This window comes from Aeromonas sp. DNRA1 (assembly GCF_963888745.1).
GTDB lineage: Bacteria > Pseudomonadota > Gammaproteobacteria > Enterobacterales > Aeromonadaceae > Aeromonas > Aeromonas hydrophila.
On sequence record NZ_CAWPKQ010000007.1, the window covers coordinates 91,421 to 116,337 of the forward strand.

The 24,917-nt window shown below is 56.2% G+C and carries 21 protein-coding genes; 9 read left to right on the plus strand and 12 right to left on the minus strand.

Annotated elements, in window-relative coordinates:
* The first annotated feature begins 55 nt into the window (after positions 1 to 55).
* A complete protein-coding gene (locus tag AACQ43_RS19685) occupies positions 56 to 919 on the plus strand; it encodes a GGDEF domain-containing protein (RefSeq protein ID WP_168968415.1) in 864 nt (287 codons plus the stop codon).
* Between the two features lie 7 nt (positions 920 to 926).
* Here AACQ43_RS19685 and AACQ43_RS19690 read toward each other — a convergent pair whose 3' ends face one another.
* Positions 927 to 1,781: a carboxylate/amino acid/amine transporter gene (locus AACQ43_RS19690; protein ID WP_168968417.1), complete on the minus strand. Its 855-nt coding sequence runs from the start codon at positions 1,779 to 1,781 to the stop codon at positions 927 to 929.
* Positions 1,782 to 1,824: 43 nt separating this feature from the next.
* Between AACQ43_RS19690 and AACQ43_RS19695 the strand changes: the two genes are divergently transcribed.
* Positions 1,825 to 2,283: a DUF6314 family protein gene (locus tag AACQ43_RS19695; protein ID WP_168968419.1), complete on the plus strand. Its 459-nt coding sequence runs from the start codon at positions 1,825 to 1,827 to the stop codon at positions 2,281 to 2,283.
* A gap of 138 nt (positions 2,284 to 2,421) precedes the next feature.
* Here AACQ43_RS19695 and AACQ43_RS19700 read toward each other — a convergent pair whose 3' ends face one another.
* Both AACQ43_RS19700 and AACQ43_RS19705 read right to left on the minus strand, forming a co-directional pair.
* Complete coding sequence (locus AACQ43_RS19700) at positions 2,422 to 2,583, minus strand: hypothetical protein (protein WP_016348904.1); 162 nt, start codon at positions 2,581 to 2,583, stop codon at positions 2,422 to 2,424.
* Positions 2,568 to 3,467 (minus strand): DMT family transporter, encoded by a 900-nt coding sequence (locus tag AACQ43_RS19705; protein WP_016348905.1) that lies wholly within the window; start codon positions 3,465 to 3,467, stop codon positions 2,568 to 2,570. The genes AACQ43_RS19700 and AACQ43_RS19705 overlap by 16 nt, the downstream gene beginning before the upstream one ends.
* A gap of 91 nt (positions 3,468 to 3,558) precedes the next feature.
* On the opposite strand from AACQ43_RS19705, the gene AACQ43_RS19710 reads away from it, so the two are divergent.
* Positions 3,559 to 4,533, plus strand: a complete 975-nt coding sequence (locus AACQ43_RS19710) for a LysR family transcriptional regulator (protein ID WP_011704088.1) — start codon at positions 3,559 to 3,561, stop codon at positions 4,531 to 4,533.
* Here the strand turns inward: AACQ43_RS19710 and trpS are convergent.
* Positions 4,512 to 5,525: a tryptophan--tRNA ligase gene (gene trpS / locus AACQ43_RS19715; protein WP_168968421.1), complete on the minus strand. Its 1,014-nt coding sequence runs from the start codon at positions 5,523 to 5,525 to the stop codon at positions 4,512 to 4,514. The two genes, AACQ43_RS19710 and trpS, sit on opposite strands and share 22 nt — an antisense overlap.
* Positions 5,526 to 5,716: 191 nt before the next feature.
* Positions 5,717 to 6,151, minus strand: a complete 435-nt coding sequence (locus AACQ43_RS19720) for a universal stress protein (protein WP_010635648.1) — start codon at positions 6,149 to 6,151, stop codon at positions 5,717 to 5,719.
* 465 nt (positions 6,152 to 6,616) lie between these two features.
* Between AACQ43_RS19720 and fabV the strand changes: the two genes are divergently transcribed.
* Positions 6,617 to 7,804: an enoyl-ACP reductase FabV gene (fabV, locus tag AACQ43_RS19725; protein ID WP_168968423.1), complete on the plus strand. Its 1,188-nt coding sequence runs from the start codon at positions 6,617 to 6,619 to the stop codon at positions 7,802 to 7,804.
* A gap of 14 nt (positions 7,805 to 7,818) precedes the next feature.
* On the opposite strand, the gene AACQ43_RS19730 is transcribed toward fabV, so the two are convergent.
* A complete protein-coding gene (locus tag AACQ43_RS19730) occupies positions 7,819 to 9,609 on the minus strand; it encodes a GGDEF domain-containing protein (RefSeq protein WP_168968457.1) in 1,791 nt (596 codons plus the stop codon).
* Between the two features lie 209 nt (positions 9,610 to 9,818).
* Between AACQ43_RS19730 and ftnA the strand changes: the two genes are divergently transcribed.
* Both ftnA and AACQ43_RS19740 read left to right on the plus strand, forming a co-directional pair.
* Complete coding sequence (gene ftnA / locus AACQ43_RS19735; RefSeq protein ID WP_016348910.1) at positions 9,819 to 10,343, plus strand: non-heme ferritin; 525 nt, start codon at positions 9,819 to 9,821, stop codon at positions 10,341 to 10,343.
* 160 nt (positions 10,344 to 10,503) lie between these two features.
* The gene (locus AACQ43_RS19740) at positions 10,504 to 11,688 is read left to right on the plus strand and encodes an NAD(P)/FAD-dependent oxidoreductase (RefSeq protein WP_211162619.1); all 1,185 of its coding nucleotides are present in this window, start codon (positions 10,504 to 10,506) and stop codon (positions 11,686 to 11,688) included.
* Between the two features lie 187 nt (positions 11,689 to 11,875).
* Here the strand turns inward: AACQ43_RS19740 and AACQ43_RS19745 are convergent, their stop codons facing one another.
* Positions 11,876 to 13,096, minus strand: coding sequence for an MFS transporter (locus tag AACQ43_RS19745; protein ID WP_168968425.1), 1,221 nt, complete (start codon positions 13,094 to 13,096; stop codon positions 11,876 to 11,878).
* Positions 13,097 to 13,371: 275 nt separating this feature from the next.
* On the opposite strand from AACQ43_RS19745, the gene leuE reads away from it, so the two are divergent.
* On the plus strand, positions 13,372 to 14,010 hold the full coding sequence (gene leuE / locus AACQ43_RS19750; protein WP_011704095.1) for a leucine efflux protein LeuE: 639 nt from the start codon (positions 13,372 to 13,374) through the stop codon (positions 14,008 to 14,010).
* A gap of 43 nt (positions 14,011 to 14,053) precedes the next feature.
* Here leuE and AACQ43_RS19755 read toward each other — a convergent pair whose 3' ends face one another.
* The 5 genes from AACQ43_RS19755 to ecpA all read right to left on the minus strand — a co-directional run bounded on the left by AACQ43_RS19755 (position 14,054) and on the right by ecpA (position 20,147).
* Positions 14,054 to 14,722, minus strand: coding sequence for a fimbria/pilus periplasmic chaperone (locus AACQ43_RS19755; protein ID WP_228520049.1), 669 nt, complete (start codon positions 14,720 to 14,722; stop codon positions 14,054 to 14,056).
* A 13-nt stretch (positions 14,723 to 14,735) separates the two neighbouring features.
* Positions 14,736 to 16,250: a hypothetical protein gene (locus tag AACQ43_RS19760; protein ID WP_168968429.1), complete on the minus strand. Its 1,515-nt coding sequence runs from the start codon at positions 16,248 to 16,250 to the stop codon at positions 14,736 to 14,738.
* 123 nt (positions 16,251 to 16,373) lie between these two features.
* Positions 16,374 to 18,821 (minus strand): fimbrial biogenesis outer membrane usher protein, encoded by a 2,448-nt coding sequence (locus AACQ43_RS19765; RefSeq protein WP_168968431.1) that lies wholly within the window; start codon positions 18,819 to 18,821, stop codon positions 16,374 to 16,376.
* A gap of 35 nt (positions 18,822 to 18,856) precedes the next feature.
* Positions 18,857 to 19,516, minus strand: coding sequence for an EcpB family pilus assembly chaperone (locus AACQ43_RS19770; RefSeq protein WP_168968433.1), 660 nt, complete (start codon positions 19,514 to 19,516; stop codon positions 18,857 to 18,859).
* A 58-nt stretch (positions 19,517 to 19,574) separates the two neighbouring features.
* Positions 19,575 to 20,147, minus strand: coding sequence for a common pilus major fimbrillin subunit EcpA (ecpA, locus tag AACQ43_RS19775; RefSeq protein ID WP_168968435.1), 573 nt, complete (start codon positions 20,145 to 20,147; stop codon positions 19,575 to 19,577).
* 540 nt (positions 20,148 to 20,687) lie between these two features.
* Between ecpA and AACQ43_RS19780 the strand changes: the two genes are divergently transcribed.
* Both AACQ43_RS19780 and AACQ43_RS19785 read left to right on the plus strand, forming a co-directional pair.
* Positions 20,688 to 21,311, plus strand: coding sequence for a response regulator transcription factor (locus AACQ43_RS19780; protein WP_168968437.1), 624 nt, complete (start codon positions 20,688 to 20,690; stop codon positions 21,309 to 21,311).
* 11 nt (positions 21,312 to 21,322) lie between these two features.
* Positions 21,323 to 24,895, plus strand: coding sequence for a response regulator (locus AACQ43_RS19785; RefSeq protein ID WP_168968439.1), 3,573 nt, complete (start codon positions 21,323 to 21,325; stop codon positions 24,893 to 24,895).
* Positions 24,896 to 24,917: the final 22 nt, after the last annotated feature.

Consider the following 24,917-nt stretch of genomic DNA (forward strand, 5'->3'; position numbering starts at 1 on the left):
CGAGAGCCAATGTTACTTATTGAGAAGGTCTTCAGATTCGGTGTCGAGGCGCTCGATGGACATGCTCAAGGCTCCCCTCAGGGAGGCAATTACCCGGTTTGATCTGGCGCTGATGGCGGATGCCATCGCCTTGCTGGAGGCAGGGCTCTGGAGCTGGAGCCCGCAGCAGGGCGTGCAGCGGGATCTCTCCTGTCTGCGGCTGCTGGGATTGAACGAAGCCGGTCTGGACGATCTTGGCTGGCTGGAGCGGGTGCACCCCGACGACGTGGGGAGCCTGCAGGAGGCGCTGATCGCCTGCCAGAGCGGGCGGGTGGCCCAGATCCGGCTCGAATACCGCATCCTGCATCACGATGGCCACTATGTCCGGCTGGAAGAGCGGGCCCGGCGCGATGTTCACGGCCAGGTGCTGGGGGTGGTGCGTCTGCTCGACTCACAGGCACTGCTGGTAGAAGAGCGGAACGGCACCGATCCCCTCACCGGGCTGGAGAGCCGCAGTCACTTCGAGCTGTTGCTCGATGAGCGGCTGGCCAGCGAGAGCGGCAGCTTCAGTCTGCTGCAATTCAGCGTCGACCACAGGGCCAAGATCCAGCAGCTGTTCGGCGAGGTGGCCTGCGATGCCATGCTGGCCAAGCTGGCCCGCATCGTGCGTCACGAGCTGCGGCGGGAAGACCCCTTCGCCCGCTGGGACGAAGATGGCTTTATCCTGATGCTCTCCCAAACCGATCGGCTGAGCGGCCTCGAGATTGCCGAACGGTTGCGGCTGGAGATCGCCGATGCCAGCCTGCTGCCGCAGCGACCGGTGACCGTCAGCATCGGCCTGGTGCAGAGCCAGGTCGGCGAGCAGATCGATCACCTGCTGGCCCGGTTGGCTACCTGCCACGGTCAGGCCAGACGGGAGCACAACACCGTCGTTGGCTGATTTTTAGTCAGCGCTCACTTACACCATGACGCTGGCATACCCAGAGGGAGGCCAGCATCAGCAGGCCGCCCAGGGTGAGCCTGAGCAGGTCGGTATCCTTGCCCCACAGCAGCAGATTGACCAGCAGACCCGCCGGGATCAGGGCGTTGTTCATGATGGCCAGCACACCGCTGCTGACCTGGGTCGCCCCCTTGTTCCACAGGAAGTAACCAAGCCCGGAAGCGCCAATCCCCAGCCACAACAGAATGCCCCACTGCAGGGTACTGGTGGGGTATTGTGGCGTACCCAGCAGCCACCAGGCGGGCAGGGCAACGAGCAGGGCGCCCAGATAGAAGCAACCGAACACGGCGAGCTGTGGGGGTTGTTCCTTCTCCCGCGCCAGCAATACCTTGTAGCCGACCTGACCGATGGCGAAGCAAATGTTGGCACCCTGCACCACCAGGAAGCCCAGCACGTAGCTTTCGGTCAGCCCATCGAAGCGGATGACGGCCGCCCCCAGCACCGCCAGCAGGGCTCCCCACAGATAGGTGGGCTTGAAGCGCCGCTCCAGCAGGTCATGGATCAGGGTGACGTAGATGGGGGTGAAGATGGTGAATACCAGCACTTCCGGCACCGTCAGCAGCAGGAAGGAGTGGTAATAGAACAGATACATGATGCCGAGCTGGGTGGCGCCGAGGGCCATCAGCTTGGCCACCAGGTCGGGGCGCAACCAGCGCCGTCTGAGAAAGGGCAGAAACACCAGGCTGGCGAGCACGATGCGAGTCAGTACCGAGAAGTAGGCATCCACCTGACCGGCGAGGTAGACCCCGATCAGGCTGAAGGAGAATGACCAGAGCAGGGTAACCCCTATCAAGTAGTTCATGTGGTTGATTTGTCGTCAGTTGTCAATTTTGAAGGGGGCTATGATGGCCGAGATGGAAGCCTTGATCCAGCGTTTATGGCGCCAGTTGCCACAGATCGGAGCATTTGCCTTTACCGCGAGCAACGGGGAGGGCTCCGCCACCGACTGGTGCGGCAGTGGTGAGGGGGAAGTGACGGTGACCGATCATCAGGGGGGCTGGCTGTTTGCCGAGCAGGGCCGCTACACCACGCCCCATGGCCGGGTGCTGACCATGCACAACCGCTTCTGGTGGCAGCGCAGCGAGCGGGGGATCCGGCTCTCCCATCTGCGCTACGAGCAGCCGGTGGTACTGTTCGAGCTGCTGCCGCAGGGGGATGGTCGCTGGCTCACCGCCGAGCCCCACCTGTGCGGTCAGGATCACTACAGCGCCGAGCTGACGCCGACCGGGGACGGCTTTCTGCTCGGCTGGCAGATCACCGGCCCGCGCAAGAATGAGCGGCTCGGTTATCGCTATCGGGTGTGACGGGCGGCAGGACGGGGCAAGGCAGGCATAAAAAAACCGGCGCAGAGCGCCGGTAGAAGGGACAAATCGGAGGTTTTTTTGAAAAACGGTCCCAAAAACAGGAGAGATACACTCTCGTCACACATTCAGAGACGGATGTCAGGCACTCAGCGCATAGCTCAGCATGGCTTGCAGCTTGCTGTCGAAGAACCAGGGCAGCAGCACCATCAGCAGCCCGAGCAGACCCATCAGCCGCTGGCGATACTGCCAGCCGGCGATCACCACCAGACCGCCGCAGAGCGTGGTCAGGATGCCTGACATAGGGCAGCCTCCCGCTGGACGCGGCGCTGCTGGGCCCACTGGTTGAGGGCGACTGAGCCCAGGATCAGGGCCAGTGCCACGCCGGTAGTGGACTGGATCTGCTCGCCGAGGAACAGGGCACCCAGCATGACGCCGAACAGCGGCACCAGGTAGTTGCTGAAGGAGGCGAAGGTCGGACCCGCCTTCTGGATCAGCGCCATGTAGAGGAAGTAGACCAGACCGGTACAGAACACCCCGAGCACCGCGACGGCGCCGATGGCATGCTGGCTTGGCATGGTGAGCGCGCTCAGATCGGTGACGAACGGTGCGGCCAGCAGCAGCTGGATGGCCGAAGAGATCAGGATGTTGCGTGCCACGACCACCGGGTGGTCCTTGGCGAAGCGCTTGATCATCAGCAGGCCGATGGCGAAGCAGCTGGCCCCGAACAGGATTGCCATGGCGCCGAGCAGGCCGGCATTCATGCCGCTGGCCAGTTTCGGCCAGAACAGCACCAGTACGCCGACGAAGCCGATGACCACGGAGACGAGACCGCCCTTGGTGATTTTTTCACCGGAAACCAACAAGGGTGCCATCAGGATGGTGACAAACGGGATACAACCCATTACCACGGCAGCGATGGCGCTATCCACATACTGTTGACCCCAGGCCACCATGATGAAGGGCAGGGTGGCATCGAGCAGGGCGATCAGCATATAGGTACGCCACGGGGTGTGCTCGCTCTTGAGACGCATGAACAGGCAGAGCAGACCCAGGGTCAGGCTGCCACACAAGGCGCGACCGGCTGCCACCATGATGGGGGGCAATTCGGTCACGGCTTGATGCATGAAAATGAACTGGGAGCCCCACAACAGGCCAATCGCCAGCAACAACAGATAGCTACGCATTTTAATCTCCGATGTAATTCGCCTGCGCATTCTATGCAATCTGCTACTATGCCAAAAATGAATTGTCGTCATTCAACCATGGCCAATATCGATGGAACTGCCCCTTTCCCGCCTCGACCTCAACCTGCTCACCGTGTTCGACATGCTGATGCAGGAGCGTAACGTCACTCGTGCCGCCGAGCGGCTGCACCTCTCCCAGTCCACCGTCAGCCATGCGCTGGGGCGGCTGCGAACGGCGCTGGATGACCCCCTGTTCGTGATGAGCCGGCGCGAGATGATGCCGACCGAGCGCGCCAAGGCGCTGGCCGGCCCGGTGCGCCAGGCGCTGGCCATGCTGGAGCAGGGGTTGCGGCAGGCCAAGGGGTTCGACCCCGCCAGTGCGCGGCGGATCTTTCGCATCGCCACTCCGGGCTCGGTGGAGCACGGCCTGGTGCCGGCGCTGGTGGAGCGGCTGCACCGGCATGCCCCGCACTGCCGGTTGGAGGTGTGCGAGCTGGCGGACAGCGACTACGAGCGGGAGCTGGAGAAGGGGGAGCTGGATCTGGTGATCGGCTTCGCCGATGCCAACCACCTCTCGCCCCGGCTGTGGCGCGAACCCTGGTTCAACAACCCGCTGGTCTGTCTGTCGCCCCTTGGCAGCGAGCTGCCTGACGTGCTGGGGCCGGACGATCTGGTCAGCCGGCCCCACATCCATACCTCCAGCTGGGGCCACAGTCAGGCCATGGTGGACCTCTGGCTGGCCCGCTTCGGGGTGGAGCGGGAGCTGGGTGTTCGATTACCGAGCTTTATGGCGGTGCCGCCGCTGATGGCCACCGGCCGGTATCTGGTGGTGGTGCCCGAGATGATCGGGCGCCACTTCTGCCGCTACTACCCGCTGCGGCTGCACCAGCTGGACCCCGATATCCCCATCGTCTATCTGATGGCGGGCCACCCGCTCACCGCCCATGACGAGGCGATCGGCTGGTTCAAGGGGCTGCTGCACCGGCTGGCGTTCGAGCGCTACGGCGCGGATGCGCTCGGCAGCCCGGCACAGCGCGGGGCGGATCAGTTCAATCCGGCGAAGTAGTCGAGCCCCATCGCCCCCTTCACCTCGGCCAGCACCTCGTCGGTCAGGGCGCGCGCCTGCTCGGTGCCCTGCTGCAACAGGCGCAGCAGCTGGCGCTTGTCGGCGATGGCCGCTTCGCGCCGTTCCCGCATCGGGGCGAGCAGGGTCTGCAGGCAGTCGTTCAGCACCTGCTTGCAACGCATGTCCCCCAGTCCGCCGCGCTGGTAGTGGGCCTTCATCTCGGCCACCAGTGCCTTGTCGGGGTGGAAGGCATCTAGATAGGCGAACACAGTATTACCCTCCACCTGACCCGGATCGCTTACCTTGAGGTGGTTGGGGTCGGTATACATGGCGAACACCGCCTGCTTGATCTCTTCGCTCGACATGCCGAGCTCTATGGTGTTGCCGAGGGACTTGGACATCTTGGCCTTGCCGTCGATGCCGGGCAGGCGGCCGGTGTCGCTCAGAATGGGCTGGCACTCGGTCAGCACCTCTTTGCCAACCAGGGTGTTGAAGCGGCGCACTATCTCGTTGGTCTGCTCCAGCATCGGCAGCTGATCCTCGCCCACCGGCACATGGGTGGCGCGAAAGGCGGTGATGTCGGCGGCCTGGCTGACCGGGTAGATCAGGAAGCCAGCAGGCAGGCTGCGCTCGAACCCTTTCTGCTGGATCTCCGCCTTGACGGTGGGGTTGCGCTCCAGCCGGGCGACGCTGACCAGGTTGAGGTAATAGGTCGTCAGCTCGGCGAGGGCGGGCAGGGCGCTCTGCAGACAGAAGGTGGTCTTGGCCGGGTCGAGGCCAGCGGCCAGGTAGTCGGCCATCACCTCCAGCACGTGGTCGGTCACCTTGGCCGGGTTGTGGCCGTTGTCGGTCAGCGCCTGCAGGTCGGCGATCATCACGAACTGGCGGTAATGGTGCTGGGCGTCGACGCGCTGGCGCAGCGAGCCGACATAGTGGCCAATGTGCAGTTTGCCGGTGGGACGGTCGCCGGTCAGGATAACGGGGTTGTGCATGTCACTCTCTCCAGTTGGGTGAGCCGGGAGGCGACAAAGGGATGAAAACAATGACCGCCTCTCGGCGGTCACGGTGTTTTCTTTGGAAAATTTTACATAGAAAAGCAGTGCCGCCTGTTTAAGAGCAGCACCACCAGTAGTTGTGATTGAATGAGGTCATATTCATGGCAAATGAAACTACGCCTGTTTGATCACTTCTGCAAGGGGACGACCAGCAGATCGCAGGGCACGGTATTCATCAGCTGGCGCGCGCTCGAAGTGAGCAGGCTCCAGAAGCTCTGGCGATGGCCGCACACCAGAAGATCGATCTGGTAATCCCTGACCGCCTGGTTGACCCGCTCGCTCAAATCACCGCAGATCACCAGCTTCTTCTCGATGGGGTAGTCCACCGAGGCCAGGAAGGCTTCCAGCTTCTCTTTCGCTTCGGCGATCACCTGATCCTGCACGTTGTCGATGTCGATATCGATCATCTCGGTGTAGAGATCCTTGAGGTCCACATCGACATGGATCACCGACAGCTTGGCGCCGTTGGAGCGGGCCCGGTCGACCGCCTTCTCGATCACCTTGCGGTTGTCTTCCGACAGGTCGATCGCGGCCAGTATGTGTTTGTAATAGGTTCCATTCATGGGAGTTCTCCTCACTGATCCTGAGTCCACTATACCAATGTCTGCTGAAACTAAAATGGTGTCCCCGGCACAGTTTTGGGATTTAAACGAGTTTCTTATGGAGCTTGTCGCCGACGGCAGGCAATAAACTGGCTATAAATCGAACAGGAGTTTGAAGCAGGTCACACCCGCCGGCTTGCCCGCGGCCGGCGACAGGCATAGGATGTGCCCGTGCTTCGCAATGAACACAAAACAACAAAAAGCATCTGAATACCGCTTTGGGGAGCCTCGCGCTCCCTTTTGTTTTTCTGCAGCCTTCTCGCCGATATTCCGCCCGACATCAAGGTAATCCCGTCTCGCTTGGTTATGCTGTAGCCAGTTCCATTGGCAGACCGTCGCCGGCCATTGAACACCGGATCCCGGTTGGATACGGGTCGGTCTGCACTGTCATTTCGCGTATCGTATTGATTCCTTGGAGACTCCTTGATGATCATTCACCCACAGATCCAGGGCTGCGTCGCCCGCAACTGCCATCCCATCGGCTGCCGTGCCGCCGTGTTGCAGCAGATCGAGCGGATCCGGGCGGCAGGCCCGTTCAACGGGCCGAAACGGGTGCTGGTGCTGGGCGCCTCGTCCGGCTTCGGGCTGGCGTCGCGCATCGCCCTGACCTTCGGAGCCGGGGCCGACACCGTCGGCGTATCGTTCGAGCGGGGCCCCTCCGACAAGGGACCGGGCAGCGCCGGCTGGTACAACAACATCTGGTTTCGCAAGGAGGCGGAGCAGGCCGGCCGCATCGCCATCAATCTGATCGGGGATGCCTTCTCCACCGGGATGCGTCAGCAGGCCATCGACACCATCCGCCAGCAGCTGGGGCAGGTGGATCTGGTGATCTACTCGCTGGCGAGCGGCATCCGGGTGTTGCCTGACGGCACACAAGTGCGCTCCGTGCTCAAGACCACCGGCCAGCCATTCAGCGGCTGGGGGCTGGATCTGGAGCGCGATACGCTGGTGCAGCAGTCGCTGGCGCCCGCCACGCCGGAGGAGATCCGCGACACCGTCAGCGTGATGGGCGGCGAGGACTGGCAGCTCTGGTTGCAGGCGCTGCAGCAGGCAGATTGCCTCGCACCCGGCGCCCAGACGGTGGCCTACTCCTATATCGGCCCCGAATCCACCTACCCCCTCTATCGGGACGGCACCATCGGTTATGCCAAGGAGCATCTGCACGCCACCGCCGAGACCATCAACCTGCAGCTGGCGCAGATTGGCGGCCACGCCTGGGTATCGGTCTGCAAGGCGCTGGTGACCAAGGCGAGCGCCTATATTCCGGTACTGCCGGTCTATCTGGGCCTGCTGATGGGGGTGATGAAGGAGCGCGGCGTGCACGAGGGCTGCATCGAGCAGATGCAGCGGCTGTTCGCCACCAAGATGTACGGCCCGCAAGGGGTGGTTGCCGACGGTAACAGGCTGATCCGGATGGATGACCACGAACTCGACCCGGCCATTCAGGCTGCCGTCTCGGCGCTCTGGTCCAAGGTGACGCCGGACAACTTCCACGCGCTGGGGGATTTTGCCGGGCTGCGCCAGGACTTCATGCAGCTCAACGGCTTCGAGCTGCCGGGCGTCGACTACGGCGCGCCGGTGGATCTGGCCTCGCTCAGCGAGCTGCTGCCCTAAGCCTGGGGCTGAAGTCAGGCCACGCTGCTGGCCAGGGCCTCCGGCTGCTCCAGGTTGAGCGGCTCCGCGGCCAGGATGGTCTGGTTGCGGCCCTGGCGCTTGGCCTGATACATGGCCATGTCGGCTCGGTGGATGAGCTGACCCAGCTCGTCGTCGGCGGCCGAGCGACCGGCTACCCCGATGCTGATGGTCATGCGGGGTGTGTCGATCTGGCCGATGCGCAGGCGCAGTTGCTCTGCCAGATACCAGCAATCCGCCGCCGGCAGCGGCACCGCTACCAGAAACTCTTCGCCGCCCCAGCGCCCGACCAGTTGCAGGTCGGGTGCCCAGGATCTCAGCTCCCGCGCCAGCCGCTGAATGGCCCTGTCTCCCGCCTGATGACCGTGACGGTCGTTGATCTGCTTGAAGTGATCGATGTCGATGATGAGCAGGGTGAGCGGGCCCTCTTGCTGCCACTGGGTGGCCAGCCGTTCCAGCAGGGCGCGGCGATTGGGCAGCTCGGTCAGCTGATCGAAGGTGGCCAGCTTGTAGAGGTGGCGCGAGCTGCGGTGCAGCCGGTGGGTGGTGACGCCCAGCAGCAGCAGGGCACTGGCCAGCAGGCCGACCAGCGTCAGCTGGTAGTGGCGGGCACTCTGCTGATGCAGCAGCTGCTGGCGCTTGTTTTCGTTCTCCTGTTGCAGCACCCGGTTGCTGGCCTCGCTGCGGGCCAGATCCATCTCGGCCTGGAAGGCGGCGGCATGCTGGCTCAGGGTCTGGTTGAAGTGCTGCTTGTAGTCGTTCACATATTCATTGAGCGCCTGATAGGCCTCGGGGTAGCGTCCCTGATCCGCCAGCAGGCTGGCCTGCAAGGCCTTGCTGCCGGCACCGGCAGGCCCCTGGGTGGTCAGCAGTTGCAGCGCCAGCTGCTTTTCGCCGCTGCCCTGCAGCGCCCTGGCCCGGGTCTCCAGCAGGCGCACCCCGGCTTCCGGGTAGCCCAGTTGTTGATAAAGTGCCTGCGCCTCGTCCAGGGTGCGCAGGGCGCCGGCCCAGTCGCGCTCGGCATTGAGCGCCATGGCCTGATAGCCGAGGATGATGGCACGGTAGTCCGGCGCCAGCGCCGGGTTGGCCAGCAGATTGTCCAGCAGCCGTCTGGCCTGGGCGGGGCGCTCGGTATCGATATAGAGCCGCGCCATGTTGGCCCGGATGATGATCTGGCTGTTGGGCTCGTCCAGCTGCACCATGCGCTGTAGCGCCTCCAGATAATAACTTTCGGCCTCCCGCGCCAGATTGAGGTCGGCGTAGAGGTTGCCGAGGGTCATCAGCAGGCGGGCGCACTGCAGGCTGGCGATGGTGGAGTTTGGTATCGTCTGCTTGAGGCGAAAGGCGGTCTTGAGCTCGGCGATCGCCGCACTGAGCTGCTGGGTGCGATAGAGCGCGAGCCCGTTGAGGGCGTGCCACTCCGAGGTTTGTTGCGGATGGCCAGCGACGGCGGGTTTGAGCTGCTCCAGCAGAGTGAGCGCCTGATCCGGCGCTTCGGTATCCAGGGTGAGGGCGATCTGCTGCAAGCGGAAGTCGAGCAGGCGCAGGGTCTCCTGCTGGGCACTGGCCAGTCCGCGAGCACGGGCATTGTCGAGCAGGGCTTGCGGATAGCGCCCCAGCGCGGCCTGTGCCAGGGCTCTGGCGTAAAACTGCTCCATGTCCTGCTGCGGGTTGGCGTCGAGGCGTTGCAGATAGCCGACGGGATCGCGCGCCGCCTGCAGTTCAGCCTCTTTCAGCAAGGAGGGAGTGGCCTGCAGCTGGGTCATCCAGAGCAGCGCCAGTGCCATTATGAATCTCATTGAATCCTTTCCCCGACCACTGGCGCCATCATAATGGCTGAATCCACCTACACCATGTTTCTTTGCTTCTCTATAACCGTATGGGGGATAGGATGAGGCGAAAAGCTGTCACAACTGAGAGCTTGGGCAGCGGTATCTGGTTGCTTCATAACGAAACTGTGGCGACAATCGTGACCAAATCACAGTGGAGAATCATCATGTTGGCCAAAGCCATGATCGAGAAGTTGAACGAGCAGATTAATCTTGAATTCTATTCCTCCAACCTCTACCTGCAGATGAGCGCCTGGTGCGAGGACAAGGGCTTCGAGGGGGCGGCCAACTTCCTGCGCCAGCACGCCGTCGAGGAGCGTCAGCACATGGAGCGCCTGTTCACCTACGTGAGCGAGACCGGTGCCATGCCGCTGTTGGGTGCCATCGATGCTCCTCCCCACGAGTTCAAGTCGCTGGGTGACATCTTCCGCACCACCCTCGAGCACGAGTACCACATCACCAAGTGCATCAACGGTCTGGCCCACGTGGCGTTCACCACCCAGGACTACTCCACCTTCAACTTCCTGCAGTGGTACGTGGCCGAGCAGCACGAAGAGGAGAAACTGTTCAAGAGCATCGTCGACCGCCTGTCGCTGGTGGGTGAAGACGGCAAGGGCCTCTACTTCATCGACAAGGAGTTGGCCGAGCTGGCCAAGGGCGCCCCTGCCAGCATCATGGATGGCAACGCCTGATAGTCGTGGACACTTAGTGTTCAGCCAGTACAATGACGGCCCCTCTCAACAGGGGCCGTTTTCTATTGTTGCAGCCATGAAACCGCGTTGCTGGTTGCTGCCGGATACAAAGACGGTCTTCGTATAAAGGGGTCGTTTTTCTTTGGATGAGTGAGTGATGATGAAGCAGTTTGATGTGGTGGTGATCGGCGCCGGGGCGGCCGGATTGATGTGTGCGGCCCAGGCCGGTTATCGGGGCCGCTCCGTGCTGGTGCTCGACAACGCCAAGAAGCCGGGCCGCAAGATCCTCATCAGTGGCGGCGGTCGCTGCAACTTCACCAATCATCAGGCTGGTCCTCATGCCTTCCTGTCGGCCAACCCCCACTTCTGCAAATCGGCGCTGGCGCGCTACACCCAGCAGGATTTCATCGATCTGGTGGACCGGCATGGACTGAGCTATCACGAGAAGACCCTGGGCCAGCTGTTCTGTGACGAGAGTGCCAAGGAGATCGTCGACATCCTGCTGACCGAGTGCGACTGGGCCGGCGTGGCCCTGCAGTTCCAGACCGAGATCCTCACCGTCAGCAAGAGTGACGAGGGTTTCGTGCTGACCACCAGTCAGGGGGAGATCAGCTGCCACTCGCTGGTGGTGGCCACCGGCGGCCTCTCCATGCCGAAACTCGGCGCCACCCCCTACGGCTTCAAGCTGGCGGAGCAGTTCGGCCTCAAGGTGTTGCCGACCCGCGCCGGGTTGGTGCCCTTTACCCTGCATCAGGCCGAGAAAGAGGCCTTCGCCGATCTGGCCGGGGTCAGCCTGCCGGTAGCGGTGACCGCCGAGGATGGTACCTGTTTCAAGGAGGCCATGCTGTTCACCCATCGCGGCCTCTCGGGCCCCGCCATCCTGCAGATCTCCTCCTTCTGGCTGGCGGGGGAGAAGATCCACATCAACCTGCTGCCGGAGCTCGACATCGCCGCCACCCTCAGGGCGTGGGCCCAGGCCCATCCGGCGCAGGAGCTGAAAACCGTGCTGGGGCGCGAGCTGCCCAAGCGCTTCGTCGACAAGCTGGTGGAGCTGGGCCAGCTGATCAGCAAGCCGATGCGCCAGTACAACGAGCGGGAGCTGGAGGCGGTAGCCACCCTGCTGGGGGATTGGCAGATCCTGCCCAACGGCACCGAGGGTTATCGCACCGCCGAAGTGACCCTGGGGGGGGTGGATACCAACGAGCTCTCCTCCAAGACCATGGAGGCGCGCAAGGTGGCCGGTCTCTACTTCATCGGCGAGGTGGTGGACGTGACTGGCTGGCTCGGTGGCTACAACTTCCAGTGGGCCTGGTCTTCCGGTTGGGTAGCCGGCCAGTACTGCTGATGGAGGCTGCTTCTATATCGTCGATGAGCGCGATAGCGGCCTTTGGGGGGCAACTTCCAGTGGGGCTGTAGCCCTGGCGGCTGGGTGGCTGGCCAGTACTGCTGACCTACCCTTGCCCTCATCAATTTCAGACGCGGCCGCTTCGGCCGCGTTTTTTTATTGGTGGCATCCCTCGCGGGGTGGCCCGTTATCCGTTTCTAAGGGTTGGCAAGAACGCGGTCAGCAAGCCGATGAGCGGCAGGTAGGCGCAGACCCGGTACACGGTTTCGATGCTGGTGGCATCGGCGAGCTGGCCGAGCAGAGCAGCCCCTATGCCCCCCATGCCGAAAGCGAAGCCGAAGAACAGGCCTGAGATGGTGCCGACCTTGCCGGGAACCAGCTCCTGGGCGTAGACCAAGATGGCAGAGAAGGCCGAGGCCAGGATCAGGCCGATGATGACCGAGAGCACCGAGGTCCAGAACAGGTCGACATGGGGCAGTAGCAGGGTGAAGGGGGCGACGCCGAGGATGGAGATCCAGATCACCCGCTTGCGACCGATGCGATCGCCAATTGGCCCGCCGAGTACGGTACCTGCCGCGACCGCAAACAGGAAGGTGAACAGATAGAGCTGGGCGCTGTCCAGCGACAGGCTGAACTTGTCCATCAGGTAGAAGGTGTAATAGCTGCTCAGGCTGGCCATGTAGAAGAATTTGGAGAACATCAGCAGGCCGAGGATGGTCAGCGACCAGCCTATCTGGCGGCGGCTCAGACCGTGACCGAGGTGCGCCTTCATCCGTTTATGGAAGTTGGCGGCGTGATGGCTGGACCAGCGTCCGACCAGGCTGAGCACGATGACGCCGACCAGGGCGAACAGCGAGAACCAGGCCGCGCTGCCCTGGCCCTGCGGCACTATGATCAGCGCGGCGAGCAGCGGGCCTATGGCCGACCCCAGGTTGCCGCCGATCTGGAACAGCGACTGGGCCAGCCCAGGCTGACTGCCGGCCGCCATGCGGGCGACCCGGGAAGATTCCGGGTGGAACACCGACGAGCCGATGCCGATCAGCATGGCCGACAGCAGCACGGCGCCAAAGCTGGCCGCCTGCGACAACGACAGCAAGCCGATCATCGTAAAGCCCATGCCGAACGGCAATGAATAGGGCATGGGCCGGCGGTCGGTGTAGAGGCCGATCAGCGGCTGCAACAGCGAGCCGGTAAACTGGTAGGTGAGGGTGATGAGGCCGATCTGGGCGAACGACAGGTTGAGGCCGAGCTTGAGCAGCGGATAGATGGCCAGCAACACCGACTGCATCATGTCGTTCAACAGGTGCGAGAAGCTGATGGCGGCGATCACCGGATAGCTGGTGCGATTCAAGGCGTCGTGCGCGGTAGCTGCGGCGAGTGGCTGATCGGTACTGAGGCTCTTTTCCATGAGGGCGGGTTCTGTGAGTCTGGGTATGGCTTAACATGCCTGATCCCGACGCGTCTGGACACCACAAAGTGGGGCGGGAAGAGTGCCGTGAGAGAATGGGGCGAGCGATCACGGATCGGCACTTGTGCTCAGCGGGCGGCGGATTAGTATAGAAAGCCGTCGCTGTGTTATCCGGGTCACCACCCGCCATGGAGGGAACATGTTCGAAAGCCTGGGAGTCATCAACGTCTGGACCTGCCTGAGCGGGTTGTTTTCCAAGTCCAGAGAGGCGCGCCATGTTTGAGAGTCTGGGTGTCATCAATGTCTGGACTTATCTGGTCGGGCTCTTCTTCATTATCATAGCGCCGGGACCCAACTCGATTTATGTGCTGCGCACCGGGGCGAGCCGAGGCGTTGGCCCGGGCTATCAGGCGGCCCTCGGGGTCTTTGTCGGCGACGCCATTCTGATCTTCTGCGCCTATCTGGGCATCGCCTCCCTCATTCGCACCACCCCGCTGCTGTTTACCCTGGTGCGCTACCTGGGGGCCCTCTATCTGCTCTATCTGGGGGTGAAAATCCTGCATGCCAACTTCATCGCCAGGCGGGAAGGGCAGGCGTCCGTGGTCGAACACGGCGAGCGCTACTTCTCCAAGGCGCTCACCTTGAGCCTCACCAACCCCAAGGCGATCCTGTTCTACGTCTCCTTCTTCGTGCAGTTTGTCGACTTCAACTACGCCCACACCTGGGTCTCCTACTTGGTGCTGGCGAGCATGCTGGAGGCGATGAGCTTCGTCTATCTGACCCTGCTGATCTTCGGCGGCACCTTGATGGCCCGCTTCTTTGCGCGCAAGGTACGCCTCGCCCGGCTCGGCAACGGTCTCATCGGCCTGTTCTTCATGGGCTTCGCCGCCCGGCTGGCCACGTTGTCATCCTGATGGCCAGGGCATTGCCCAATCCCGGTCGCCCGTTTGCGAGCGGCTAGTTAGGCCAGCAGTCCTTGCCAACCGGGATGAACCGGGATTGGTAGACGATGAGCTTCTGGTTGCCTGCTTGGCCGATCCTCGGGTTCTGGTAGGTTTCGCCGGGCAGCAGGTATTTGCTGTCGGCCTCGCTGTCCGGCTGCTCACAACCTCGCTTGACTATGAATTCGAAGAAGGTGTTGCCGGTATTGGTGATGCTGCTCCTTGCCGGATCCAGCTGATATTCAAAACGTACCTGGCGAGGACGCACTACCAGAATGGATTGCAGCGCCACTTTCATCTCTTGAGTCCCTTTTGCTTCACTGTCTTCTTGTGTTGCCAGCTGAGCGGTGGGAGATTCGATGAAGGTCAGCCAATAATATCGCTCTTGATGGTCCGCCACGCCCTTGTAGAAGACTTTGACATTCTGCTGTTGTCCGGCAGATAGCACAAAGCGCTTCGGGGAATAGAGCAGCTCCCCCGCCGGCATCTCCAGGGCTTGCCCGCTGGCCGTGGGATTCGTGATTTTCCTAACCTGTACCTCGTATACCTTGGTGGTCGTATTGTTGTTGGTGACCGTTTTGGCCAAAAAGTCATCCGAGGGCGCCATGACGGTGGTGGCCGCCCCGATGTCGATGGCAAAGGTTGGCCAAGCAAAGGCTATAAGCGTCAGCGCTTTGAATCGCATCCATACCATCTGTTTACTTCCACACGCTTTTTACACTGATGGTACCACTTTGATACACCTCTCCTTCCCATGCCTCCCCTCCAATGGTCTGGCGTACCAGATAATGCCGGAGGTCAAATAGCAGGCTGATATCATAGAATCGGATAGCGCCGTTAACACCGCCCTCGTCTGTCCAGGGAATGGAAGAGCGGCTCTCAAGTATTCTGTTTTTTTTCAGGTCAAGCGGTGTGCCATCACAGTTTATCTGGGCGGAGATATTCTTGTATGAGCCTATACGATCGGTGAACAAGATCCTGGCAGGAATCGCAACCGCCATATTCTGGTTGATATTATTGGGGGGGTAGAAGGTGCAGTGCCCTTTGTACGGCGTTCCTGTATCTTGTCTGACCGAGACCTCAAGGGATTCTGACGGCGCTGTAGCGGATTCGCTGATAATATATTCAAATTCCAGCTTGTCACGGCCCACAGTGCCACTTTTAACTGGATTGGTTATTCCACTGGCCTCCCTGATTGATACAGCCATCTGTCTGTTGATAAAATTGATATCGGTTGAGCTTGTCAACTCGTAAAACCCACTTCCTGGATGGTATGAATTACGTACGGTCAAGCTAAACATATTTGCTAGACGGCGAGGGGGTGGGATCTTGGCTATCTCTTTCATTGCATTTTTTGACATGAATATATAAATTGAATTTGACTTTTTTAGTTCATTAAATGACATAGGTGTTGTTTTTTGATGCCAAGTGTTTTTGTCTGTGCTGATCTGGAAGTCATCATTGGAAACCTTGGATAATCTGCTATCTCTGGTATAAGCGGTAAGTGATAATATGCCAATATTAGCAGATGAAGATAAAGTAAACTCATGATCTAAAAAGCGGCATGCAACCCCCTCTTTTCCTGACACTATCAATCGCTCACAGTCAGTGGAGGTAGGTAGAATAAAAAAGTCACCATCACTGGCAATCATTATATCCACAGAGGTTAGGCTATTATATGTACGAAGATGCCCATCTTTGATAAAGGTTAAAGGCCTTTTCTCCCAGCGATTCCTATCCGCAGCTATCGAACTATTAGTGACGCAGTCAGCATCACTTGCAAAGCTCATTGACCAACAATAGTTTACTGTGGTGTCGAATTTGCTTCCAACCGGCTGCGCACTAAGAAAACTCATATAAGCAGGACTTATTCTAGGATTAATAAGTCGTGAGTCTCTATCTGTGGTATGCAGTGTGAAGCCTTGGTTATTTATTCTGGTATAAATTCTTTCAAAAACAGATGTGTCGCAGCCAACTTGATACTTCCAGCAATGTATCCCCAAATAGGGCTTTGACACTGGTGGATTATCTTCCCATATTGCTATGTTGTATCTGAACCCCCAAGATAGGCTAGGGATTGTTCTGTCTTGCCCATCTGAAAGATAAGAAAGGCCACCATGATCTGGATGTGATGTGAATTTATTGGAACCAGTGATTCTCGCTTGGGTTGAAAGTGCCCCAACATAAATGTTGTCTCTGTCTTCTATCGTCATGTATCTCCCTGTTGCCCAAGGTAAGTTGCTGACAGACACGGCATGTACGGATAACGAGCTAAATAACACTAGAGATAATAGCGACAACTTTATATTTGATAACATCATGTAGTACCTGGTTAATTACTTCATTGCGTAACTTTCAAGCCCTTTGCACAAAATATCACCTAACCAGGCTGCTCCTGTGTGGTTTGAAAGATCCATATCTGCTTCGCAAAATTTATCGCCATGTTTAAATGTTAATGTGGGATGATTTTTATCCACATCCAAAGAAAATTCACCGGCGGCATTTGTCATGGCTGTGCCGATATGGTTGTCGATGCGGGCATTGGCCAGCGGGCTGCCATCCTCGGCTCGTATCACACCAAAGACGGTGACCATCTCTTTGATTGAGCTGCTTGCATCCAGGGTGGCCACGTTGCCGGGAAACAGGGTGTAGCGCTGTCTGCCAGTACTGATGTCGTAGCTGTCTCTGCCCGTTTTGCTGTTGAGGAGCTCGATTTCATACTCCTGGTAGGGTTGCAGGGCCAGGAAGGTTTGCTCCCCTTGCAAGGGATAGTCCTGACCGTTGACCTTGGCCAGCATCTGTCCGTCTTGGCCGATCCCGGTTTGCACGACGATGCCTGCACCTGCGTTGCTTTGATAAGAGGCGAGCAGCGAGCCATCTGCCGTGATCAGTGCGCCACGGGCGATGAGGTTACCGCTGACATCGCCGCTCTCACCCCGTCCCAGGGTCATGGTGCCGCCTATCACTCTGTGTTCGAAACCCAATGTGCCGGCAAGCGCCATATTGTCCGTGTCACTGCCATGCAGCATGCGCGAGGCGTTGAACGAAGCCAGATTGATGATGCCATCCATCCGTTTCTGATAGTTGAGGTTGGCCGTGGTCTGACCCTGCTCGTTGCTGCTCATGCCCAGGCTGAACAGGTTGTCGAACGGGATTGAGTAATCCAGCGTGATGCTCTTGTTCTTGACGTTGTTGAAGGCACTGTCGTCACTTTGCAGACTGGCTCGCATCGACAGGTTGCCGTATCGGCCGGCATAAAGGTGCTGGTAATAATCCACGTAACTGCGATCACTGCCAATCTGACGGTCATGGGTGGTATTGAATGTCAGCTGGCCAAGACCGCTGATCCAGCCACCCAGGTTGAGGGTGACGCCTGCAGAGTAGAGCTCGGTTTCGCCGACGCTCAAAGCACTGCCTGTTGTCAGTTTCTCCTGGCTGAGCCAGAGCGAGGCGTTGTCATGGGCCTGCAGGGCGAGGCTGGATGCCGCCCGCCAGGAACGGTCGGTAGCCAGCATGGTTTGTAGCTGTGCGGTGAGCCGCTCGGTTGCCTGCCAGCTTGTATTGGATTCTGCGACGACTGCATCATTGAAACCATAGGCAGTGCCGGCCAGTTCAAGCGACTCCAGAGTTCGGGCGAGCGAGATGCCCAGCAGAGGGGAATCGCCGCCGTCATGGGAGTCTTCCATCACGCCCCCCCACCATTGCCATCCCCACTCCCGTGTGAAACCCGTTCTGCCACCCAGTTTGGTGACGCGCTGGGTACTGGTGTCGGTGAGGCGCCCATCTACATAGACCTCAACGGTGACGTTATAGACGCCACTCGGGAAGGATGAGGTATCCAGATTCTGGTTGCCGATATTGAGGTTTTGCAGTCCAATCAGGCGGCCATCACGATAGACGCGCGCTTCACCGTTGGCGGGCATAAAGACTTGCACCGGGGTCGTGGATTGACTCGCATTCTGTTTGCGAGACTGGGCCTGGTTGCCATAAGAGGCGCCATAAATACGGGCACTGCTCAGGCCGGTTACCATGCCCAGCGTTTGCAAATCCCAGGTCGATACCATACCGGCGGCGATGCGGCGATCATCGAAATCCCGCTCATACATGGCGCGGTAGATCTCTCCGCTTTGGGCTGGTTGGCCAAGGTTGTAAAGCGAGGCATTCAGGGCCATGTGGTGCGCACTGGCACCGACCACGCTGTCCAGTTGCAGAAAGTTGGAATCGCTGTGACCGCTGTTGCGGTTATGGGCGAAGGAGTAACCCAGGTTGTAGCGATGCACCCCGGTCAGAGTATCGACGGTCGGCGTCAAGGCAACGCTGTCATCTTGCGGTTGCGCCTGGCCGAATGCTTCACGGGATACGCGAATGGTCAGCAACATGGCGACTAGATCAAGCTGCATGCTGGCGTTGTCATCGATCTGCAGTGCACCCTCTTCAGAAAATGTACGCATCTGTTCACTGGCGAGCATGGCGGTCAGCTTGTCGTTCAACAAGGCTTGCTGTTGGCCGGCACTGAAGTCAATGTTCAGCAGATGTAGCTTGCCATCCTGCAGCAGCAAGGTGGCATTGCCGATGGCCTCATCGGTCAGCGTATCAATCTGATGTCCGGTATCCGTGTATTGAAGGCGAACGGGCACCGCAAGCCCGTCCTGCAGCGCTTGGGCAAAGCTGGCAGGAATGAGCACATTGGCAATGCGCAGTGGTGTTGTCGTGTCTGCATACGCAGATGCCGTGAGCGTGAATGACACTGCCAGCAGTACGGCGTGGGTGAGCAGGGTAGACATCTGGGCTCCAGAATTCTGAGCAATGAGAGTCAGCGTTACTTGACGACCACGAATTCCGGCCCGAGCCAGAGGCCTATGTGACTCTTGTCATGATGGATGTTGACGCGCTTGAAGGTTCGGTGTTTGCCCGGCAGGTCGTAATAGGTCTCCTTGCACTGCTCATCGGGTTTGTCACGGCACACGCCATAGGCCACAACCCGGTACGAGGCATTGCCCCGATTGATCAGCTGATCCTTTTCCAACGCATAATCAAAGCGGCTGCGACGTGGGGTAACGACCAGAATGGTGCCAATCATGGCTGATGTAGTGGCGACAGCCTGACGCCGTTCGTTGCGCTGTTCATCCATGGACAAGGCCGTATCTCGCCATGTGATGCGGTAGTAGCGCTCCTGATCATCAGCGGGACCCTTATAGAAAAAGCGCACGTTGTTTTTGGCCTTGGCGGGCAGCATCAGGCGCGCCGGAGAGAGCAGCAGTTCGCCGTCCGTCATCGGCAGCTCTACACCGCTCTCTTCTGGCGAGGAGATGCGGGAAACTGAAACAGTAACCAGGCGGGCCTGATCGCTGTTGTTTTCAACCTCTTTGGCGACGTCCTGTACACCGACATCAATAAAAGTGGTGATACTCCCCACATTGATTGCGTGGCTTGCAAGCGGATAGATAAAAAGTGGCAGCAGTAGCATTCTGGTAAGCATGTGCATCATTCCGGATAGAAAAGGGGCCTGAAGGCCCCTTTTGTGCAGCAATGTCGTATCAGGACCAGTTGGCGATGAACTCGACGTTCACTTCACCGCTCCATTGACCGTCTGGCAGGGTCTCAAAAGCCGCAGTGGAACCGTTCACAGTGGCGCTCTCGATATTGAAGCTGAAAGCGCCCTGTGCGGTGGTACGCTGGGTGTCATCCTTGAAACCGGCTGCCAGCGGGGCGAGGTTGCCACCTGTGATACCGGCTGCAGTGTCGATCAAGGTGGTGTAAGCACTGGTGCTGACAGGCGTACCCTGCCACATCACGCCAACATCGACAGTCGAGCCACCACTCAGATGGTTAAGGGTGCCGCTCAGCTTTTTGGCTTTCAGGGTAAAGTCGGTGGCACTGGCATCACCCTTGATGGTGACGTCAAACAGACCATCAACGGTATTAAAGCCTTTAGTGCCTTCGGCATACTGGAATGCCAGGCTGTTGAGCGGCGTGACCACGAGAGCAGATGTGGAATCTTTTTTTGCCGTGGCTTTCCAGGTCGCAGTGGCAGGACCTGCTACGGTTGCTGCGTGCGCAAAAGAGATCCCCACACCGGCGAGCATCACTGCAATAAGTGCTTTTTTCATTTTTATACCCGAATCTATTACATATACCGAATGTAGTAGGGATATAAGGTCATCCATTACCTGCGATGACATGCTATCCCATCCCATACCCTCTTAATTTGCATGGATTAACTGCCATTGAGGACGTTCAACAGTTAACGGTGTCTAGCATAAAGTTTGAACACCAAGATGACCATAAGAGTCTCTGTAGGAAAATTCTTAAGTTGAATATTGAGAAAGTTAATGTTCAGATTTGAGGGGAGATTTTTGTATTATGTGTGCACATTAATCTGTGATGATTTTGTTTGTTGGATGGCACCATTTGGTGCTTATTTTCTGTGATGTTCTGGCTATCTTATATCTTGGTTAGAGCGTTGCTTACGTTTGTTGTTACCGATAGAGATATGTCAACTCTCGGATTGGCTCTCTAGATGTGCAGAGAATGGTCGTCAATGGTGGTGTTGATCGTACTTAATTATGTAGGCAGCTTGGTTAAGCTATATTGATTATGATGTGTATTTATAAAGTAAGAGATAATAAATTATTGTTCAGGTGTATTATATGAAAACAGTGCTAATCGTTGATGACCACCCAGCTATAAGAATGGCTGTAAAAATATTGCTGCAGGCAGAGGGTTTTCATATATGTGGCGAAGTTGATAATGGCATTGATGCACTTCAGGTCGTGAGGTCATCTTTGCCAGACATTGTTATTCTTGACATTGGTATTCCCAAGCTTGATGGCATCGATGTTATTAACAGAATCAAGAAAAGTAACAACCACTCTCTTATTATTGTTTTATCTGCGCAAGATGGCGCTCATATTATGTCTCGCTGTTTTCAGGCTGGTGCAGATGGATTTGTGTCAAAAATGGAAAACTTAACTCTATTAAATTCAGCGATCAAGCAGTGTTTAGATGGGCAACGGTATTTCCCTGATGGAATTATTCTTGAGGGTAAAAAAATGGTTGATATTAATAATGATGATGCACTGTCATGTTTATCTGACAGGGAAATGAGTGTGTTTTTATGTTTGTGTAAAGGTCAAAGCAATAAAGAAATTGCAAATAATATGCTGCTAAGTGAAAAAACAATCAGCACTTATAAAATCAGAATCATGCAGAAACTAAAGGTAAGTAACATGGTTGAGCTTATTGAGCTGGCTAAACGATACATGGTAATTTAAGGAGGGTGGCAATGGCATGTAGAGAATGGCTGTTACACATTTGCTATTTTTTTATTTTTTTGTTTTCCCATTCTATTTACGCTGAGGATACTATGTCTGTATTCTCAAGAGAGTCATTGCCAGATTATCATAAGTTAAATGTTTCTCTAACCGAAGGGGAGTTTAAGTGGCTCACGAAAAAAGGTAAGCTAATATTGGCTGTGCCAATTCCAGATAATCCCCCTATGGATATTACTCAGCGAGCACAAGTATATGAAGGCGTCACTGCTGACATTATTGGAATATTGTCTGGTGTATTGAAAGTAGATATAGTTGCAAAGCTATATCCATCACGGGATATGGCAATAGAGGCTGTCAGAATCGGTGAGGCCGATTTTATTGGCTCATCAAATAGCTATGAAGCCGGTGAGAGGTTGGATTTAACCAAGCCTTATATCATTGATGAACCAGCTATATACAAGAGGTTTGGTATTGGAGATGATGAGATAAGAAGGGTTGCTGTTTCTGAATCATACTTACCTTTTTCTGAGTTATTGAGATATCTGCCAGGTCTCAAGGTTGATTTATATTCTTCCAGATATGCAGCAGTCGCGTCAGTTGCATATGGGAAAGCCGATGCAGTCCTGATTGATATGATATCTGGAAATTTTATTGTAAATAAATTTCATCAAGATAGTATACAACTTGTCAGACCAATATATGCAGATACATCAGGTTTTTCTTTTGGAATAAAACAAGGTAATGAAATTTTAAAAAGAATATTGAATACCTCATTATTATCAATTTCTGAAATGCATATAAGCTCTATCCTAAAACGCTGGAGTGGCGGTGGTTTGTCTATTCACGCCGATACAATACCATTGACCAAAAAGCAATGGCAGATGATAAATAAGAGAGGTGAAATTAGTATTACGGTAAACACTCATACACCACCACTAAGCTTTGTTGATGAAAAAGGTAACTTACATGGTGTAGTTGCTGACATATCTCAGGTGGTACGAGCAAAGCTTGGTATCCCGGTAAATATACTACCGGTAGCAACAACTCAGGAACAGATTGCTATGGTTGAGTCTGGTCGTGCTGATTTGATGATTATGACTCCCAACATGGAGCGTCGAGAAAAATATATTTTTACTAGAGCCTTTGCCTTGGATCCCTTGGTTTATGTCACTCACGACGAAAATCAAGGTGTTGATCCTGAGGCATTGCTGAGATTGTCCAGAGTCGCCTGGGTTAATGGATTTATTGCCTCGATAGAGGCAAGGAGAAAGTTCAAGGCGAGAGATGATGTTTTTTTTGACAGAATTGATGATGCCTTGACGTGTGTTTCAAGAAAGAGATGTGATGTTACTATATTGCCACTTCGTGGTGCAAAATTTTTCATTAACTCTCAGTTTTCGGACTCTTTGCATATTGCCGGTGAATTATTCGACTCGAAACCGATCGGGGCGCATTTTGCTGCACTGCCATCCCAATCTGAACTAGTATCAGTTTTAGATAAAGTGCTTGCTCATATCCCACCCGATGAGTTGGAGGGATTGGCTACTATGTGGCGAGTTAATGCAAAAAATGAGACCATAACGTGGCAGGGGGTGCTGCGTGAATATGGTGTGATAATCTCAGTCGTGATGATTATTTGCTTGGGTGGTTTTTTTTGGGGGTTGTTGCTGCGACGCGAGATAAAGCAGCGTCAGTCAGCAGAGATTGCCTTAGGAACACAGCTAAAATTTGTTGAAGAGCTGGTTGAAAGTACTCCTCATCCCATCTATGCCAGAGGACGGGATGGAAAAATAATTCTATGCAATGATAGTTATGCTAGATTTCTAAATATTAATAAAGACGGGCTAATGGGCTCAACTTTATCAGAAATTGAAAGTATTTGCCCGGCAATAAATCTACTCAGCGATATTTTCTTAAAAACACTTGATGATGGACAGCCGCGAGATGGTGACTATCGTTTAACATTGCCCCATGGCGAAGTCGACATCTACCATTGGTTGCAGGTATATCGTGATTTATCAGGGGAAATACAGGGTGCTGTCGGTGGATGGATAGACATCAGTGAACGAGTGTCACTTCTTCAAGAGCTGGCGGACGCTAGTCGCGCTAAGTCGACATTCTTGGCTACGATGAGCCATGAGATTAGAACTCCCATGAATGCTATTATTGGCTTGCTTGAGTTGACTCTGCGTAAAGGTGGATTAAATGAGGAAGATCGAGGTGCTATCCAAGTCGCCTATCAGTCATCAAATGACTTATTAGGACTGATTGGGGACATCCTTGATCTCTCAAAAATTGAGTCTGGTAAGCTAGAGTTGTCACCAGCGCCTCATCGAATCAGTGAGCTGAGTCGAGCAGTTATTAATGTATTTTCTACGGTTGCTCGCCAGAAAGGTTTGAACTTGACTCTAACTTGTCAGGGGGATGTAACTGTACAAATCGATCCTATCCGTTATAAGCAAGTTCTCTCCAATTTAGTTAGCAATGCAATTAAATTTACTCGTAAAGGAGGCGTTGACCTTGCAGTAGAATGTCAAGTGGCAGGCTCATGGTGCGATGTTAAGGTAAAAGTAACAGATAGTGGCATCGGAATTAGCAAGCATGATTTACAACTTCTCTTCCAGCCATTTACCCAAGCTAGTCAACCTACGGATATACAGAGATCTGGAACTGGTCTTGGGTTGATGATTAGCCGAAAAATTTGCCAGATGATGGGAGGAGAGTTGTACATTGACAGTGAAATTGGACAAGGGACTACGGTATCTGTGCATCTTAAATTACCATTTGTAAATGTTCTTCCCATGCCTGACAACGAGAGTAATCATGTGAGTGAAGATAAACCTGAAAGTCAGAGATGTCAGGTTTTAATTGTCGATGACCATCCCACTAATCGACTCTTGGTTACGCAGCAACTGACTTTTCTTGGGCATGAGGTACAGGCAGTTAATTCCGGTAGCGCAGCTTTAGAATATTTAAAGGCTCAAGGCACAGATATCATAATTACTGACTTCAACATGCCCGAGATTGACGGGCTGGAGTTCACGACCCGATATCGCCAACAGGAGCGCGATGAAAGCCGTGAGCGTGCGATTATCATCGGTTTGACGGCTGATGCTCGCCAAGAGCAAATTCAGAGAGCCGTGGAGGCAGGGATGGACGATTGCTTGTTCAAGCCGGTGAGCCTGGATGAGTTGAGACAATGCATCTCGATTCATACAACAGGCTATGTTGATTCACAGCCTTCTGAAATCGCTAACAGTATCAATCAGAGACTGGGTCCATTGACGGCTGGCAAACCTGAACTTGCAGGACCTTTGCTAGGGGAGTTTCTACGTGCCGCCGACGATGATTTGGCAGCACTCACGGTGGCTAGCCAATCAGGGGACAATCAGGCCTTTCTGTCCAATCTGCATCGTCTCAAGGGAGGGGCTCGCATCATAGGTGCCGATGGATTGGTCGCATGCTGTATTGCTTGGGAGCAATCTTCACGATTGCCGCTGTGTATGCCGAGTGCCCTTCGACAGGTGCGGCATATCTATCGACAACTTAAGGAAGGAATTCGTTATTGGGAGGAAATGTCGTGAAGGGGGGATTGGCTCCCCCTCT

What these genes read in the sequence shown, in the direction of transcription:
- AACQ43_RS19690 (WP_168968417.1), bottom strand. Translation starts at nt 1,781, where the DNA reads ATGAACTACTTGATAGGGGTTACCCTGCTCTGGTCATTCTCCTTCAGC.
- leuE (WP_011704095.1), top strand. Translation starts at nt 13,372, where the DNA reads ATGTTTGAGAGTCTGGGTGTCATCAATGTCTGGACTTATCTGGTCGGG.
- AACQ43_RS19765 (WP_168968431.1), bottom strand. Translation starts at nt 18,821, where the DNA reads ATGTCTACCCTGCTCACCCACGCCGTACTGCTGGCAGTGTCATTCACG.
- fabV (WP_168968423.1), top strand. Translation starts at nt 6,617, where the DNA reads ATGATCATTCACCCACAGATCCAGGGCTGCGTCGCCCGCAACTGCCAT.
- AACQ43_RS19685 (WP_168968415.1), top strand. Translation starts at nt 56, where the DNA reads ATGGACATGCTCAAGGCTCCCCTCAGGGAGGCAATTACCCGGTTTGAT.
- AACQ43_RS19720 (WP_010635648.1), bottom strand. Translation starts at nt 6,151, where the DNA reads ATGAATGGAACCTATTACAAACACATACTGGCCGCGATCGACCTGTCG.
- ftnA (WP_016348910.1), top strand. Translation starts at nt 9,819, where the DNA reads ATGTTGGCCAAAGCCATGATCGAGAAGTTGAACGAGCAGATTAATCTT.
- AACQ43_RS19700 (WP_016348904.1), bottom strand. Translation starts at nt 2,583, where the DNA reads ATGTCAGGCATCCTGACCACGCTCTGCGGCGGTCTGGTGGTGATCGCC.
- AACQ43_RS19780 (WP_168968437.1), top strand. Translation starts at nt 20,688, where the DNA reads ATGAAAACAGTGCTAATCGTTGATGACCACCCAGCTATAAGAATGGCT.
- AACQ43_RS19730 (WP_168968457.1), bottom strand. Translation starts at nt 9,609, where the DNA reads ATGGCACTGGCGCTGCTCTGGATGACCCAGCTGCAGGCCACTCCCTCC.
- AACQ43_RS19760 (WP_168968429.1), bottom strand. Translation starts at nt 16,250, where the DNA reads ATGACGATAGAAGACAGAGACAACATTTATGTTGGGGCACTTTCAACC.
- AACQ43_RS19755 (WP_228520049.1), bottom strand. Translation starts at nt 14,722, where the DNA reads ATGCGATTCAAAGCGCTGACGCTTATAGCCTTTGCTTGGCCAACCTTT.
- ecpA (WP_168968435.1), bottom strand. Translation starts at nt 20,147, where the DNA reads ATGAAAAAAGCACTTATTGCAGTGATGCTCGCCGGTGTGGGGATCTCT.
- trpS (WP_168968421.1), bottom strand. Translation starts at nt 5,525, where the DNA reads ATGCACAACCCCGTTATCCTGACCGGCGACCGTCCCACCGGCAAACTG.
- AACQ43_RS19705 (WP_016348905.1), bottom strand. Translation starts at nt 3,467, where the DNA reads ATGCGTAGCTATCTGTTGTTGCTGGCGATTGGCCTGTTGTGGGGCTCC.
- AACQ43_RS19695 (WP_168968419.1), top strand. Translation starts at nt 1,825, where the DNA reads ATGGCCGAGATGGAAGCCTTGATCCAGCGTTTATGGCGCCAGTTGCCA.
- AACQ43_RS19785 (WP_168968439.1), top strand. Translation starts at nt 21,323, where the DNA reads ATGGCATGTAGAGAATGGCTGTTACACATTTGCTATTTTTTTATTTTT.
- AACQ43_RS19770 (WP_168968433.1), bottom strand. Translation starts at nt 19,516, where the DNA reads ATGCTTACCAGAATGCTACTGCTGCCACTTTTTATCTATCCGCTTGCA.
- AACQ43_RS19745 (WP_168968425.1), bottom strand. Translation starts at nt 13,096, where the DNA reads ATGGAAAAGAGCCTCAGTACCGATCAGCCACTCGCCGCAGCTACCGCG.
- AACQ43_RS19740 (WP_211162619.1), top strand. Translation starts at nt 10,504, where the DNA reads ATGAAGCAGTTTGATGTGGTGGTGATCGGCGCCGGGGCGGCCGGATTG.
- AACQ43_RS19710 (WP_011704088.1), top strand. Translation starts at nt 3,559, where the DNA reads ATGGAACTGCCCCTTTCCCGCCTCGACCTCAACCTGCTCACCGTGTTC.